Source organism: Aquabacterium sp., assembly GCF_004297345.1.
In the GTDB taxonomy this organism is placed as follows: domain Bacteria; phylum Pseudomonadota; class Gammaproteobacteria; order Burkholderiales; family Burkholderiaceae_C; genus Aquabacterium.
Genome location: NZ_SCTN01000282.1, coordinates 1 through 15233 on the forward strand (window position 1 = coordinate 1; position 15233 = coordinate 15233).

Consider the following 15233-nt stretch of genomic DNA (forward strand, 5'->3'; position numbering starts at 1 on the left):
GTACGGCGATTGTGATGCGGCGACAGGAACTGGCTGACCAGATAACCGTGCGCGCCGTGGATCTGCACACCGGTAAAACCAGCCTTCTTGACGACAGCCGCCGCCGTTGCAAAACGTTGGATCAGGCCACGGATCTCGGCATCGGTCAGTTCACGTGGTGTGGCGAACATCAACTTCATGTCCGGGCGGAATGGCACCGCTGAGGGCGACACCGTTTCCTTGTTCAAACCTTTGGGCGATTGTTTGCCCGGATGATTGAGCTGCACCCAGCATTGCGTACGATTGCGCGTGGCAGCTTGCGCCCAGGCCTTCAAGGCGGGCAGTTGCGATTCATCTTCGATGATCACATTGCCGGGCTCGCCCAATGCACGCTTGTCGATCATCACATTGCCTGTGATGCACAAACCGATGCCGCCATCCGCCCATGCGCCATACAAACGAGCCAACTCGGCGTTGGCTTGGCCAGACCGATCGCTCAAGGCCTCGCTCATGGCTGATTTGAACAAGCGGTTCTTGATCACTTGACCACTTGGCAAGGTAAACGGTTGAGTCAGCACTGCCTGAGGCGTCATCACATACTCCATCGAATCGGCGAAAAACCTGCATTGAACACCAAATGCAAAAAGTCTGCAGCGGCGGATGGCGACACGTGGGCAGGAAGCGCGCCACAACGTCCAAATGACCCATGAGTCGCCAGCAAACCCGCGCCAATACAGGGCGCGACCTGCTTCAGCGCAAAAAATCTTGATGTTCGAGGGCCACAAAGGGGGGTAGAGGCTATTTTTCCCTGGTAAAGCGCATTACCATCGCAACGCAACGCCTTAGAGGAACGTCTGCGCATACAGCAGATGCCCAAGGCCGCATCAGATCTGACCTTTGATGGAGTGAATTCACATGGCAACTGCGAAGAAAGCCCCGGCCAAAAAGGCCGCTCCCGCCAAGAAAGCTGCAGCACCTGCTGCCAAGAAGGCCGCTGTCAAGCGCGCCCCTAACGCCGCTTTCCTGAAACCTCTGACCCCTAGCGCCGCATTGGCTGCCGTCATCGGCGCAGCTCCACTGCCACGCACGGAAGTCACCAAGAAGGTGTGGGAATACATCAAGAAGCACAACCTGCAAGATGCCGCCAACAAGCGCAACATCAATGCAGATGACAAGCTGAAGGTCATCTTCAAGAAGCCCCAGGTCACGATGTTCGAGTTGACCAAGCTGATCAGCGACCAACTGTCCTGATACAGGCGGGCTCTGGCCGCATCATCCTGACGAGGACGATGCGGCAGACCAAACAGCACGCTTCATGCGCAAAGCCCGGCACTGCCGGGCTTTTTTCATTGCTGCGTCATCGCACGAATCTTGCGCGACTACCTCATTCCCACCAGGGGTAGAACGAGGGCATCTCCGACGTCTTGCTCGTGAACTGGGCTGGGCGCTTTTCCAGGAAGGCTGAGACGCCTTCCTTGCCATCGCCAATGCTCGTGTAGAACATGGCCAGCGAATCCACCTGGTGTGCGGCCATCGGATGCGGCTGCGCCGAGTTGCGGTACATCATCTGGCGCGTCAGCGCAATGCCCACAGCCGAGCGCTCGGTCGCGATGCGGCGCGCGATCTTCATGGCCTCTTCCAGCAGTTGCTCGGGCGGCACCACAGCCTTGACCAGGCCACCTCGTTGCGCTTCATGGCCATCAAAGATGTCGGCCATGTACGTCCACTCCAGCGCTTGCGAGATGCCGACGATGCGCGGCAGGAACCAGCTGGAACAGGCTTCCGGCACGATGCCGATGCGACCGAACACAAAGCCGATGCGAGCCTTCTCGGAGGCGATGCGGATGTCCATGGGCAAGGTCATCGTGGCGCCAATGCCCACGGCTGCACCATTGATCGCACCGATCACAGGCTTCTTGCAATTGAAGATGGACAGCACCACGCGGCCACCGGTGTCGCGCACACCATTGAAGATGGCCGGATCATCCAGGCGCTCGTGCATGTCTTGCACGGTAGGCTGCTGGGTCTCGTCCAGACCGAACACATTGCCCGGCACACTCAGATCCATGCCGGCACAGAAGGCCTTGCCCGCGCCAGTCACCACGATGGCGCGCACGCTGTCGTCATCACTGGCCCTGTTGAAAGCGTGCACCAGTTCATTGGCCATCTCGACCGTGAACGAGTTGAGTTGCTCGGGGCGGTTGAGGGTCAGCAGCAGCACGCCGTCGTCACCAACGGCATAGCTCAGGGTGTTGTAGCTCATGCTTGAAGTCTCTCTCGGTCTGTTGTGTTGATCAGTTCACGCGGGGCAGGATAACGCATGCGGGCTGCGCCAAGGATGCACGAATTTGGCAGGCGGGGGAATCCACCACCACGATCCGCGACACTCAGGGCGCAGAATGCGTCGCGCTGAAATCGTCAGCGACCAGATCCTCACAAGGAGATCAAGCATGTGGAAGTTGCTCGTGGGTTTTGCCATCTTTGCCGCGCTCGCCGTGTTCCTGTTGATGAAGGGTGGCGCCAACGTCGACATGAGCGGCGAAAAGCATGGCGTTGAAACGAGCGAGCCTGCCGCTGAAGTGGCGCCCGCTTCTGCACCGGCATCAGTGCCAGCAGCCGCATCCGAAGCTGCCAGCGCCGCGTCTCAATAAGGCTAAATAAGGCTCAGGTGGCCTGCACGTCCTGATGCGTCAGGCCTGCATGGCTGCGCTCTGAAGCCAGCCATTGCAAGACGGGAATGGTGCCGGGCAATACCGGCACCACTTCAACGGGCAAGCTCTGCCAGGCCATATGCTGGCCTTCGCGCATCTCGAACTCGCCCTCCCACTGGTAGACCTTGCAGAAATGCAGGCGCACGCGGGCGTGTGGGTAGTCCATGATTTCGACCTGCCAGGGATGGGCCTCGCCGATGGTGATGCCGATTTCTTCATGCAGCTCGCGGCGCAAGGCCTGCTCGACCGTTTCACCGGCCTCCAGCTTGCCGCCCGGGAACTCCCAATAGCCCGCATACACCTTGCCTTCGGGGCGAGACGTCAACAGGAAGCGCCCCTCCCGGCCCTGCGCATCACGCTCGATGAGCACGCCCACCGCGACTTCAACCGGCGTGCGGTCGGTTGCGTCCATCACGTGGTAGGACTTGCGTTCGTTCTGTTGTTCAGCCATGTTGATGCCATCAAGCGCCAGTGTGATCGCGACCTGCAAAGTCGCGCGCGAATTGATAGGCCACACGGCCTGAACGCGAACCACGCTCGATGGCCCAGACCAGGGCTTCAGGCCTGGCCGCCTCCATGGCCGATGCGGGCACACCGAAGTGCTGCAGCCACTGCGCCACGATGGCCAGGTATTCGTCCTGCGTGAACGGATAGAAGCTGATCCACAGCCCGAAACGCTCAGACAGCGAGATCTTCTCTTCCACCGCCTCACCCGGATGCAGTTCGCCATCAGCGGTGTGCTTGTAGGTCTTGTTGTCCGACTGGTACTCGGGCAACAGATGCCGGCGATTGGACGTGGCAATGATCATCACGTTGTCGCCGCTGGCTGACACGGTGCCATCCAGGATGGACTTGAGCGCCTTGTAGCCAGGCTCGCCATCGTCAAAGCTCAGGTCATCACAGAAGATGATGAAGCGCTCGGGGCGCCCGCTGACCATCTCGATCAGATCTGGCAGGTCGATCATGTCGGCCTTGTCCACCTCGATGAGGCGCAAGCCTTGCGCCGCGTGTGCTTGCAAGCCTGCCTTGACCAGCGATGACTTGCCCGTGCCGCGCGCACCAGACAGCAGCACATTGTTGGCCGGCTTGCCTGAGACGAACTGCGCCAGGTTGCGCGCAAAGCGCCCCTTTTGCGTGTCGACCTCTTTCAGGTCTTCATAGCGGATGACAGCCACATGGCGTACGGGCTCCAGCCAGCCCGTGGCCCAGGCCGTCGAACTGCGCTTGCGATAGCGAAACGCGACGGACAGCGACCAGTCCGGCTCGGTAACGGGCGCATGGTGCGGGGATGGCAGGAGTGCATCAAGACGCTTGACCAGCATCTCGGCGCGGGTGATCAGGTTGGTGACATCGGGCGTGCTCATGCCCGAAGTTTAGGGCCTGGCCACATCCAGGCGCATGCCCGGCCTTACTTCAGCAAGGTCTGCACACAAGCAGGCAAGTGCTCGGTCGGCATGCGTTTGAAGCCACTGCGTGCGAAACGATGCCAACGCCCCAGCACAAAGCTGATGGCCAGCGAGGCGCCAGCCTGCGCATCCACCGTTGGCTGCAACGACCCACGCGCATCGGCCAAGGCCTTGTACGCCTGGCGCAGCAAAGACTCCAGGCGATCGAGGCACTGGTTCATGCGGGCAGACAAGCGCTCGTGTTCGAACACCAGGGCGTCGCCCACCAAAACGCGTGTCATGCCCGGGTTCTTCTCGGCGAACTGCAAGGCCATGGCCAGGATACGCTGGATCTGCACAGCGGGGTCGGCCTCACGCTCCATGACCTGATTGGCCAGCGTGAACAAAGATTGCTCGATGAACTCGATCAGGCCCTCGAACATCTGAGCCTTGCTGGCGAAGTGCCGATACAGCGCGGCTTCACTGACTTGCAAATGCGCGGCAAGCGCGGCGGTCGTGATGCGATCGGCGCCCGGTTGCTCCAGCATGGTGGCCAAGGCCTGGAGAATCTGCACGCGGCGCTCACCTGGCTTGGGCCGCTTGCGCACAGGCGCCACGGCGGCGGCCGCATCGGCTGATGCAACCTGACTTGCTTCAGTCAGCCCCTCTTGTGTCATGCCATCTCCCAGCGTGCAGTGCCCTGAGTTTTTTGATTCTGACACACACGCCTGCTGGGCGGCCATGCAAGCGAATGCCCACTTCGGGTCCGTGTTGGTTATGACGCAAATAGTGTTGCATCCACACCGTACGCAAACCGGCCTTGCGGGCGCCCTTGAGGTTGGCCACCGTGTCTTCCACCAGGATGCAGCGAGACGGCGGCAGTTTGTGGCGCGCCATCACGACGCGCAGCATGCGCGCGTCCGGTTTGGGGCGCAGATCGCCGAACACGCGCATCCCTTCGATGGCGATGACACCCTCGAACACAGATGCCATGTCCAGCGCCGTCAGCACGCGCTTGGCGTACTCGGCGGGTGCATTGGTGAGCAGGAACTTGCGGCCCGGCAGGCGTTTGAGCGCCTCGCGATCGGCGGGCGGCATGTGCAGTTGCGCCTCCAAACCAGGCAGCACATGCGTTTGCGCCAGAAAGTGCGAGGCGCGAATGCCATGGTGACGCTCCAGACCCAACAAGGTGGCGCCATAACGGCGCCAGTAGTGAATCCGCAGTTGATCTGCCTCGGCGCGCGGCATGCCCAGATGCTGCTCGATGTAGTCGGTCATCGAGCCATTGAGGCGCCAGAACACGGCACGACTGGCGTCGTGCAGCGTGTTGTCGAGGTCAAACAACCAGATGGGTTTCAATGCGAGCGAATCATGGTGCCGTAGGCAGATTCCGTCAGAATCTCCAACAGCATGGCGTGAGGCACACGGCCATCGACGATGTGCACGGCATGCACGCCGCTCTTGGCCGCATCGATGGCGCCTTCGATCTTGGGGATCATGCCGCCGCTGATGGTGCCATCAGCGATCAGGTCGTCGATGTCACGCGCGGTCAGGTCGGTCAGCAAGTCGCCTTGCTTGTTGAGCACGCCCTTGATGTTCGTCAGCAGCATCAGCTTCTCGGCCTTGAGCACCTGAGCCAGCTTGGAGGCCACCAGGTCGGCGTTGATGTTGTAGCTCTCGTTCTTCACGCCAAAGCCGATGGGGCTGATGACGGGGATGAACTGGTCGTCCTGCAGGGCTTTGACCACGCTGGGGTCAATCGACTCGATCTCGCCGACCTGGCCCACATCGTGCACCTTGGTCGGATCTTCAAGATCCAGCAGCTTGAGCTTGCGGGCACGGATCAGGCCACCGTCGCGGCCAGTCAGGCCCACGGCCTTGCCGCCGGCAGCATTGATCAAGCCCACGATGTCCTGCTGCACTTCACCGGCCAGCACCCACTCCACCACTTCCATGGTTTCTTCGTCGGTCACGCGCATGCCCTGAATGAACTGGCCCTTCTTGCCGATCTTGTTGAGCGCCGAGTCGATCTGGGGGCCGCCACCGTGCACCACGACCGGGTTCAAGCCCACCAGCTTGAGCAGCACCACGTCTTCGGCGAAGTCAGCCTGCAGTTCGGGATCGGTCATGGCGTTGCCGCCGTACTTGATCACGATGGTCTTGCCGTGGAACTTGCGGATGTAAGGCAGCGCCTGGGCCAGGATTTCGGCCTTGTCACGAGGAGCGATGTTGGCAACAGAGTCAGATTGCGGTTGGTGGGAGGCGGTCATGGACAACTCGTAACGAAAGACGGAAGCGGCATTTTAAGAGCCATCGGGGCAGACAATGCAAAACGCCACATGCGGAACTGCAGTCCTGCATGTGGCGTTGATCGCTTTCACACCTGCTGGCAGGCGCGCAGCGAGCGCAATCAGCCCTGGCGGCGGCGGCGAGCCACGCTGGTGACCACACCAGCCAGACCCAGGAAGCCCAGCACAGCTGTGGAAGGCTCAGGCACAGCGGGTGTAGAAGTCATGGTCAGCTTGCCCACGTTCGCCGTAGGAATCGGCACCGTGATACCGACGGTCTTGGCTACGACGCCCAGGCCGGCTGCGCTCAAGGCGAAGTCACCCGAGACGGAACCACCGGTCGTCAGGGTGGCGAAAGCAGGCGTCAAAGGGCCGACCGAGAAGATAGGCAGATCGGCAAAGTCAAACTTCGTCGCACCGTTGACGAAATGGATGTCACCGATCACGGCCGACTTGGTGCTGTCGTACACCAGACCGTCGAACGTCATCGAGCCGTTGCCGGCGATGGACAGCGTCAAGGCCGAAGCGGGATCCCAGACCAGTTGCGTTGCGCCTGCGGCCACATCGGCTGCAGCACTGCTGAACGTGTTGTTGGCGTAGGTGCCCGAACCAGCGGCGCTGAACGTCACGCTGAACATGTTGAACGAGGTGATCAGATCAGACGAGAAGGCCACATCGGCCTTCGTGGCAGCCACAGCCACCGACGAAGCTGCAACCAGGCTGGCAGCCACAACGACGGAACTGAGCGCACGGAAAATGGATTTGTTCATTTGTAACTCCCAGAATGGCGCATGTATTGCGTCAATTGAAATTTGATGTCGCCAAAGCGATCTGCGCCATATTAGGAGAACGAGGGCTCAAGTCGCTGTAAGCAAATGAAAACCCATCGATTGAGGGGGTATCCTCAAGGCGTCAACGATGAAGCCCATTCACCCGTTTAATGCACACAGGGCCATCGCCCGACAAGGAGCAAGAAGTGAAACGCCATATCGCCCGCACCCTCGGTGGATTCTTCCTCGGCATGGGTGTGGCCTTTGCAGCCTGGGCTCAACCCGTTGACGGCGAAGTGATCCGCATCGACCAGGACGCAGGCAAGATCACCCTCAAGCATGGTGAGATCAAGAACCTGGACATCCCGGCCATGCAGATGTCGTTTCGTGTGAGCGACGCGAACTGGCTCAAGACACTGCAAGTGCATGACAAGGTGCGCTTTTCAGCCGACAAGATTGGTGGCCAGTTCACCGTGACAGCGATTGAGGTGCGCAAGTAATCTGCGCTCGAAAAAGAAAAAGGCCCTGCTGGCGACCAACAGGGCCTTATTCGCTGCATTAGTCCTCCCTGGACCTGATTCTTTGTAGACAGCGTTGTGGTCTGCACTTTTTGATCGACGCTCGGTGGCGCCTTGTTGATGAGTGCTGTGCAGTTGAATCAAGTCTAGTGTCAGACCATGACAAAGTACGCAGAAGTGCACCTGAAATGGTTACAAGATGAAATCCCATGTTCATGTGACCGCATGGACTTGCGCCTGGTGAAATCAGGTCACATGAATCAGGAATGCGGTCATGGTCACGTACCGCGCCAGCTTGCCGATGGCCATGAACAACAGGCATGGCCAGAACGGCAATTTGAGCCAACCTGCCACCGCGCAAAGCGGATCCCCCACAACAGGTAGCCAGGACAGCAGGCAAGCGGGCGCGCCATAGCGCTGCAGCCACCGCAAGGCACGGTGATCGGCGGGCTTGTCGTGCCCGGGCAGCAAGGCCTCGCCCGACGCAGCGTGATCATCCACATGGCGGACTTTGTCTGCCGCCTGTCTGGCCGCCAGCCCCATCCACCAGGTCAAGGCGCCGCCGAGGGTGTTGCCTACTGTGGCCACCAGCACGGCGGGCCAGAAGATATCCGGCTGTAGCTTGACCAGGCCGAATACGGCGGGCTCAGAGCCCATCGGCAACAAGGTGGCCGACACAAAGGCAATCACGAACACCGCGCCCAGCCCGATTTCGGGCATGGACAAGTAATGCAATACGGCGGCTACCCCCGCCATCAACGCGTCTTCCATGAGACGCATTGTGCGGGGGTTTCAAAGGCTTCAGTCAGCCAGGTGACGACGGCGACGGGTCACCAGGCCGATGGCCCCCAGTGCGGTCAAGGCCAGCGCCAGGCTCTCGGGCTCCGGCACGGCGGCAATCGATTGCGCCTGCAAACCACCGGTGATGCCCTTGCTCAGCAAGTCGGCATCAGTGAAGCGCAAGACATAGAACTTATTGTCACCGGCCACGCCGCTGATGAAGTCATTGTCATTGCCCACCAGCATGGTGTGGTACCAGGTGCCGTCGCTGCCCTGGATGTCCGCGCCGAATGTCATGCCTTCCAGCTTGGCCGGGATCTGCGTGTCGGCAAAGCCTGCGCCTTTGAGCAAGGCCACCAGATTCACCATTTGCGCCTTGGGCACCAGCGCGCCTTGCAGAGCAGCATCGCCACTGAGATTGCTCACGTCGGTCGCGCCTGTCAGGTCGATTGACCAGATCTGCTTGACCACGGCGGCAGTGCCGTCACCCTGGCCCTTGCCGTCACGCGGCAGAAAGGCGAGCGTGTGGTCGTTGATGGCGACCAGTTCGCTGTTGTTGTAGCTCTTGGTGCCGATCAGGTTGCTGACGGCGTACTCCTTGGTCTTGCCGCTAGCGATGTCGATCTCGACGATGCGGTTGGTCTTGCCGGCCGAGGTATCGCCACCATCTTGCAGCAGTGAACTTTGCATGATGCCGTAGAGCTTGGTACCGTCAGGACTGATGGCCAGGCCCTCCATGCCCTTGTTGGCGACACGCCCTGAGGTGTTGCCGCTGATTTCGTTGTTGCCGATGGCGCTCTGGTTGGCGACCGCCAGGTTGCCAGGCAAGGTGAAGGCACGCGTGCGCTCGCCAGTTGCGCGGTCGAACTGATAGATGTAGGGGCCGTATTCATCCGACACGAACACGCTCTTGCCATCCTTGGAAACGCGAATGGATTCAGGATCCAGGCGGGCATTGTTCGGGTTGCTTGACACGCCTGCAGCAAAGCCGTCCGAACGGCCAGTGAAGTAGTACTTGCCAACCGTGTTCTGCGAGGGCACAGCGCTGGGCAGGCCTGCTGTGGTGCCATAGGTCAGCGGTGTGCTGCTCCACAGCAAGGTCGTGCTTTGCAGCGTGGGCGTGACCGTATAAGGCAAGGTGCCAGCAGGAACCGCAGATGGCGAGGCCACCATGCTCACGTTGACGGTGTTGAAGCGAGCAATGTAGGACGTGGTGTTGTCTACAGCCGCACCGCCTGTGTAGGACACGGCGTTGGGGCCACGATCAGGCAAGGCCAGGAAGGTGCTGCCGCCAGCCCAGGCAAGGCCAGAGCCCATGCCGCCCAGGATGTTGGCCGCATTGCCGTTTTCCAGCGTGTCGGTCAGGCCGGACAGATCGGATGAACCGGAAAGCGTGCCGATACCGATCAACTCAAACGCGGCATGGGCGGAACCCATGGCAGACATCATCAGAAAGGCGCCAGCGAGTCGGGCAGCCAAGGGGCGAAGGGTCAAGCTCACGGGTACATCTCCTGCAGGAAGTCATGGACATCAGACAGGGCGGCAGCATGCCCAGGCTCCGTGACAAGCCCTTGACACACCCGTGAAAGAAAAAAGGCCGGCGCAACGCCCGGCCTTTTGTGTCATCGACGACTGATCAATCAGTACTGGTAGCCCACCATCAGCGAGAACACGGAGGGGTGGAAGCGATAGGACAGCGTCTGTTCGCTCAAGTTGGTGCGGATGGTCACATTGTTCTTCACGCCGGCTGTGGCCCAGCTTGCGCTGACCAGCCAGTTCTTGTCGAACTTGTAGTTGGCGCCCATCTGGAAGGCCAGGCCAATGGAATCGGTGGAGCTGATGCGCACAGGGCCATCGCCATAGAGGTTGTTACCGGCTTCAGTCGAGGTGACTTTGAAGTTGGTGTAATTGACACCCACGCCGATATAAGGACGCAAAGCAGAAGTCGCGTCCAGGAACTTGTAGTTCAGGAACAGTGTTGGTGCCGTCTGCTTCACGCGGGCCACGGTCACGTCGTCATATTGGTTGACGTTGTCAGCCACGCGCAGTTTCACGTAGTTCGTCGCCCCGCCTGCGGCTGTGATCGCAGCAGAAGTTTTGGCGGGATTGGTGAACGCATCGGCGCCCAAACCGGCCTTGATTTGCGCAGCGGTGGCCGCACCAGCCTTGATCGCGTCGCTGACACGCAATTTCACATCGTGCGTAGGAGGGAAGCCCAGCACGAGCTCTGCACCCCAGTGATCGTCAATCGAGCGCTCGACGCTGAACAGCACTGTCGACTTGGGCATCACTTGCAGATGGTTGCCCTCGGACAGCGGAACGACGGGCGCACCAGCAAAACCGGTGGGCAAAGTACCTTCCAGCGAGCTGCTGGTTGCACGAGGATCGATGTAGCCACCACCAATCTTGACGGTATAGGTCTGAGCCAGTGCCGAGGCGGAAACAAGGGTGAGTGCGCACAAGGCGGCGCACTTGCCAGTGCTGGAGAGGGTGATGTTCATGACTTCGTGAGGGAGTTGGAGGCCCGTTTCGGGCGACTGATCACATTCGCTACAGATCTTCTGCAACGGTTGCAAATTGTATGCAGCATGACATTCGCACCGGGCACTTTGAAGCCCCCCCAAGCAGGCGACTACGTGACGCATTACACGAACAAGGCGCCCCGATCAAAATTTGATCTAAGGGGGTGCACAGGGTTCTCCCGCGAGGCTATACTCTGCCTCCTTTTTAAGCAGCCCTGATCGACTCACCGGTCAGGGCTGCGTTGTCTTTCAGCCCACCGCATGTCCACCACGCCCTCCCCCACCAGCACGCTGATGGTCGGCTCGATCGAGCTGCCCAATCGCCTGTTCGTGGCGCCCATGGCCGGCGTGACGGACCGCCCATTTCGCATGCTGTGCAAGCGACTGGGTGCAGGTTATGCGGTCAGCGAGATGGTGACCTCTCGCAAGGACCTGTGGAACAGCCTGAAAACCTCGCGCCGCGCCAATCACGAGGGTGAAATCGCCCCGATTTCGGTGCAGATCGCCGGAACGGACGCGGCCATGATGGCCGAGGCCGCCGCCTACAACATCGACCGCGGCGCCCAGATCATCGACATCAACATGGGTTGCCCCGCCAAGAAGGTTTGCAACAAATGGGCCGGATCGGCACTGATGCAGGATGAAGCGCTGGCGCTGGAGATCGTGGAAGCCGTGGTGGCAGCCTGCGCGCCCCGCAACGTGCCCGTGACCTTGAAAATGCGCACCGGCTGGAGCCAGCAAAACAAGAACGCCGTGCGCATTGCCCGCGCGGCCGAAAGCGCCGGCGTGGCCATGCTGACCGTGCATGGCCGCACCCGCGAGCAGGGCTACAAGGGCCATGCCGAGTACGACACGATTGCCGCGGTCAAAGCTGCTGTGAAGGTGCCCGTGGTGGCCAATGGCGACATCACCTCGCCCGAGAAGGCCGAACTGGTGCTCAAACTCACCGGTGCGGACGCCATCATGGTGGGCCGCGCCGCGCAGGGCCGCCCCTGGATCTTTGGTGACATCGCCCACTACCTGGCCACTGGCACGCACCGCGCCCGGCCCTTGACCATGCAGGTCAAGCAGTGGCTGGTCGAGCACCTGCACGAACACTATGGTTTGTACGGCGAATTCGCCGGCGTGCGCACGGCACGCAAACACATCGGCTGGGCGGTACGCGCCCTGCCCGGTGGGGAAGATTTCCGTGCCCACATGAACACCCTGGACAGCATCGACAGCCAGATCCAGGCCATGACCCATTTTTTCGACGAACTCAGCCTGCACCACGACCGCCTGCCGGATGCGGTGCCAGCCATCGACGAAGAAGACGACGCTCAGGAGGCCCGCGCCGCCTCCTGCGCTGCGAACTGACAAAGCATCATGAGCAAGAAGAACATCCAAGACTGCATCCGAGACAACCTGGAAGGCTACTTCCACGACCTGCGTGGCGCCGAACCCAATGCCGTGTACGACATGGTCGTCAACGCGGTGGAGCGCCCCATGCTGGAAGTGGTGATGCTGCGCGCAGACGGCAACCAGTCCAAGGCCGCCGAATGGCTGGGCATCAACCGCAACACCCTGCGCCGCAAGCTGCTCGAGCACAAGCTCATCAAGTGACATTTTTGAACTGAAGGAAAAACCATGGCTTTGACCGCCTTGCTGTCCGTGTCCGACAAGACCGGCATCGTTGAATTTGCCCAGGCCCTGAACGCCCAGGGCGTGCGCCTGCTGTCCACTGGCGGCACCGCCAAGCTGCTGGCCGAAAAGGGTCTGCCAGTGACCGAGGTGTCGGAAGTGACCGGCTTCCCCGAAATGCTGGACGGCCGCGTCAAGACCCTGCACCCCCGCGTGCACGGCGGCATCCTGGCCCGTCGCGATCTGCCCGAGCACATGGCCGCACTGAAGGAACACGGCATCGAGACCATCGACATGCTGGTCGTCAACCTCTACCCCTTCGCGCAAGCCACGGCCAAGGCTGACTGCACACTGGAAAACGCCATCGAGAACATCGACATCGGCGGCCCCACCATGCTGCGCGCCGCTGCCAAGAACTGGCAGGACGTGGCCGTGATCATCGACCCGGTGGACTACGAGCAAGTGCTGTCGGAAATGAAGGCTGACGGTATCACCCGCTCGACCAAGTTCATGCTGGCCAAGAAGGTGTTCGCGCACACCGCCGCCTACGACGGCATGATCACCAACTACCTGACCTCCCTGGAAGCCGGCTCGGAACTGAAGACCGAAGCCGTGCCTGCCAAGGAAGCCTACCCCGCCGTCTTCAACCTGCAACTGCACAAAGTGCAAGGCATGCGTTACGGCGAGAACCCGCACCAGTCGGCAGCCTTCTACCGCGAAGCTTCGCCTGCGGTCAGCGTGCTGTCCAACTGGACGCAGATTCAAGGCAAGGAACTGTCCTTCAACAACATTGCTGATGCCGATGCGGCCTGGGAATGCGTCAAGGCCTTTGAAGTGCCCGCCTGCGTGATCATCAAGCACGCCAACCCCTGCGGCGTGGCCATTGGTGCCGGCCCGCTGGAAGCCTATTCCAAGGCCCTCAAGACCGACCCGACCTCGGCTTTCGGCGGCATCATGGCCTTCAACCGCACGGTGGACGTCGACGTGATCGAGGCCATCAACGCCAACAAGCAGTTCGTGGAAGTGGTGATTGCACCGAAGTTCACGGACGCTGCCCGCGCAGCCTACGCTTCGAAGCAGAACGTGCGCCTGCTGGAAGTGCCTTTGACGGACGCCACACGCGGCCTGTCCAACGCGCTGGACTTCAAGCGCGTGGGCGGCGGCATGCTGCTGCAATCGGCTGACAACATTGACCTGGTGGGCGACATCAAGGTCGTGTCCAAGCTGCAACCCACCGAGCAGCAACTCAAGGACATGCTGTTTGCCTGGACCGTGGCCCGCTTCGTCAAGAGCAACGCCATCGTGTTCTGCAAGGACGGCATGACCATGGGTGTAGGCGCCGGCCAGATGAGCCGCCTGGACTCGGCCCGCATTGCCTCGATCAAGGCTGGCCACGCTGGTTTGACCCTGCAAGGCACGGCCGTGGCGTCAGACGCCTTCTTCCCGTTCCGCGACGGTCTGGACGTGGTGGTCGATGCAGGCGCGACCTGCGTGATCCATCCGGGTGGCTCGATGCGCGACGACGAAGTGATCGCCGCCGCTGACGAGCGTGGCATTGCCATGGTGTTCACGGGCACACGTCACTTCCGTCATTGATGCAAGGCTGCGGAACCTGCAAGGGCTTCGCGTCAAAGCAGCATCACAGCAGCGGCCCTTCGGGGCCGTTTTGCATGGTGCAAGGCCACGGACTTGTCACAAAGATGGCATACAAACGGACTAGCCTGCGGCCACCTCATCGCCGACCCCAAGCAGTATGTTGTTGAAGTTGCCGCCTCGCCTTCTGTGCCCGACCGTTTTTGCGCTCGGTTTCGTGCTCACCTGTTTGCTGACCGTGCGAACCGCGCACGCGCAAGGCCCCTCGTTCGATGGCGTGCTGCTGGCCTGCGGCGAAGAAGCGCCCCCCACGCTGAGCGGTCGCTACAGCACCGGTGCCAATGGGGACATGCCACCGGCAGACAAGCTGTCTGAGTTGGGGCGCAAAATCTTTTTCGACCCCGGCCTGTCCGCCTCCGGCAAGCAGGCTTGCGCGAGCTGCCACAGCCCTTCGCACGCCTACGGCCCTGCCAACGCCTTGTCTGTACAAAAAGGTGGCCCGACCTTGAAAGACACGGGCTTTCGCAACACGCCAGCCCTGCGTTACCTGCACGCCCCGTTTGCATTCACCGAGCACCACATCGACCTGCTCGACGGCAACGGGCAGGACACCGGCCCTGCAGGGGGCCGCACCTGGGACGGCCGTGTGAACCCGGCCCGCGAGCAGGCCCTGATGCCATTGCTCGATCCCAAAGAAATGGCCAACAAGGACCTGAGTGAAGTGGTTGCCCGGCTGCGCAAGGCCCCTTACGCCAAGGAGTTCGATGCCCTGCTGAGCGCCCCAGGCACACACATCCTGGATGACGAAGATGGCGCCATCAGCTGGCTGACCAGCGCCATCGAGTTCTTCGAACAATCGGTGGAAGACTTCCACCCCTTCACCAGCAAGTACGACGCCTATCTGCGTGGTCGCGTGCAACTGAGCGAATCGGAAAAACGCGGCGTGCGCCTGTTCACCAACAAGGACAAGGGCAACTGCGCCTCCTGCCATCCGGTGGCGGACATCTCGCCCACCATGCCCTTTCCGCGCTTCACGGACTTTGAATACACGGCCCTGGGTGTGCCAC

At 61.0% G+C, this 15233-nt stretch carries 17 protein-coding genes and 1 pseudogene; 7 read left to right on the plus strand and 11 right to left on the minus strand.

Going from position 1 to position 15233, the window contains the following annotated elements:
• A pseudogene (locus EPO09_RS09795) lies at positions 1 to 572 on the minus strand (NADH oxidase); the annotation flags it as partial.
• Between the two features lie 322 nt (positions 573 to 894).
• Here EPO09_RS09795 and EPO09_RS09800 point away from each other — a divergent pair.
• Entirely contained in the window at positions 895 to 1230 is a 336-nt protein-coding gene (locus EPO09_RS09800) for an SWIB/MDM2 domain-containing protein (RefSeq protein WP_035038343.1), read from the plus strand.
• A 133-nt stretch (positions 1231 to 1363) separates the two neighbouring features.
• On the opposite strand, the gene EPO09_RS09805 is transcribed toward EPO09_RS09800, so the two are convergent.
• Entirely contained in the window at positions 1364 to 2242 is an 879-nt protein-coding gene (locus tag EPO09_RS09805) for a crotonase/enoyl-CoA hydratase family protein (RefSeq protein ID WP_290642598.1), read from the minus strand.
• Positions 2243 to 2429: 187 nt separating this feature from the next.
• Here EPO09_RS09805 and EPO09_RS09810 point away from each other — a divergent pair, with 187 nt between their 5' ends.
• A complete protein-coding gene (locus EPO09_RS09810; protein WP_290642600.1) occupies positions 2430 to 2630 on the plus strand; it encodes a hypothetical protein in 201 nt (66 codons plus the stop codon).
• Positions 2631 to 2643: 13 nt separating this feature from the next.
• Here EPO09_RS09810 and EPO09_RS09815 read toward each other — a convergent pair whose 3' ends face one another.
• The 6 genes from EPO09_RS09815 to EPO09_RS09840 all read right to left on the minus strand — a co-directional run bounded on the left by EPO09_RS09815 (position 2644) and on the right by EPO09_RS09840 (position 7133).
• Positions 2644 to 3141, minus strand: a complete 498-nt coding sequence (locus EPO09_RS09815; protein WP_290642602.1) for an NUDIX domain-containing protein — start codon at positions 3139 to 3141, stop codon at positions 2644 to 2646.
• 10 nt (positions 3142 to 3151) lie between these two features.
• Positions 3152 to 4054 (minus strand): ATP-binding protein, encoded by a 903-nt coding sequence (locus EPO09_RS09820; protein ID WP_290642604.1) that lies wholly within the window; start codon positions 4052 to 4054, stop codon positions 3152 to 3154.
• A 44-nt stretch (positions 4055 to 4098) separates the two neighbouring features.
• Positions 4099 to 4752, minus strand: a complete 654-nt coding sequence (gene slmA, locus EPO09_RS09825; protein ID WP_290642606.1) for a nucleoid occlusion factor SlmA — start codon at positions 4750 to 4752, stop codon at positions 4099 to 4101.
• Positions 4730 to 5434 carry a pyrimidine 5'-nucleotidase gene (locus EPO09_RS09830; RefSeq protein ID WP_290642608.1) on the minus strand — a complete coding sequence of 235 codons (705 nt, stop codon included), beginning with the start codon at positions 5432 to 5434 and terminating at the stop codon, positions 4730 to 4732. The genes slmA and EPO09_RS09830 overlap by 23 nt, the downstream gene beginning before the upstream one ends.
• Positions 5431 to 6345 (minus strand): acetylglutamate kinase, encoded by a 915-nt coding sequence (gene argB / locus EPO09_RS09835; protein WP_290642610.1) that lies wholly within the window; start codon positions 6343 to 6345, stop codon positions 5431 to 5433. Before argB ends, EPO09_RS09830 begins: the two co-directional genes overlap by 4 nt.
• Before the next feature lie 140 nt (positions 6346 to 6485).
• The gene (locus EPO09_RS09840) at positions 6486 to 7133 is read right to left on the minus strand and encodes a PEP-CTERM sorting domain-containing protein (protein ID WP_290642612.1); all 648 of its coding nucleotides are present in this window, start codon (positions 7131 to 7133) and stop codon (positions 6486 to 6488) included.
• Between the two features lie 206 nt (positions 7134 to 7339).
• On the opposite strand from EPO09_RS09840, the gene EPO09_RS09845 reads away from it, so the two are divergent.
• On the plus strand, positions 7340 to 7633 hold the full coding sequence (locus EPO09_RS09845; protein ID WP_290642614.1) for a copper-binding protein: 294 nt from the start codon (positions 7340 to 7342) through the stop codon (positions 7631 to 7633).
• A gap of 264 nt (positions 7634 to 7897) precedes the next feature.
• On the opposite strand, the gene EPO09_RS09850 is transcribed toward EPO09_RS09845, so the two are convergent.
• From EPO09_RS09850 to EPO09_RS09860, 3 genes are all read right to left on the minus strand, one after another.
• Positions 7898 to 8422, minus strand: a complete 525-nt coding sequence (locus tag EPO09_RS09850) for a YqaA family protein (protein ID WP_290642616.1) — start codon at positions 8420 to 8422, stop codon at positions 7898 to 7900.
• A gap of 30 nt (positions 8423 to 8452) precedes the next feature.
• Positions 8453 to 9931, minus strand: coding sequence for an esterase-like activity of phytase family protein (locus EPO09_RS09855; RefSeq protein WP_290642618.1), 1479 nt, complete (start codon positions 9929 to 9931; stop codon positions 8453 to 8455).
• Positions 9932 to 10071: 140 nt separating this feature from the next.
• On the minus strand, positions 10072 to 10932 hold the full coding sequence (locus EPO09_RS09860; RefSeq protein ID WP_290642620.1) for an OmpW family outer membrane protein: 861 nt from the start codon (positions 10930 to 10932) through the stop codon (positions 10072 to 10074).
• A 312-nt stretch (positions 10933 to 11244) separates the two neighbouring features.
• Here EPO09_RS09860 and dusB point away from each other — a divergent pair, with 312 nt between their 5' ends.
• The 4 genes from dusB to EPO09_RS09880 form a co-directional block, all read left to right on the plus strand.
• The gene (dusB, locus tag EPO09_RS09865; protein ID WP_290642625.1) at positions 11245 to 12309 is read left to right on the plus strand and encodes a tRNA dihydrouridine synthase DusB; all 1065 of its coding nucleotides are present in this window, start codon (positions 11245 to 11247) and stop codon (positions 12307 to 12309) included.
• A gap of 9 nt (positions 12310 to 12318) precedes the next feature.
• Positions 12319 to 12555: a Fis family transcriptional regulator gene (locus tag EPO09_RS09870; RefSeq protein ID WP_290642621.1), complete on the plus strand. Its 237-nt coding sequence runs from the start codon at positions 12319 to 12321 to the stop codon at positions 12553 to 12555.
• 24 nt (positions 12556 to 12579) lie between these two features.
• A complete protein-coding gene (gene purH, locus EPO09_RS09875; RefSeq protein ID WP_290642622.1) occupies positions 12580 to 14169 on the plus strand; it encodes a bifunctional phosphoribosylaminoimidazolecarboxamide formyltransferase/IMP cyclohydrolase in 1590 nt (529 codons plus the stop codon).
• 157 nt (positions 14170 to 14326) lie between these two features.
• A partial coding sequence (locus tag EPO09_RS09880; protein WP_290642624.1) for a cytochrome c peroxidase occupies positions 14327 to 15233 on the plus strand: 907 nt, incomplete at its 3' end.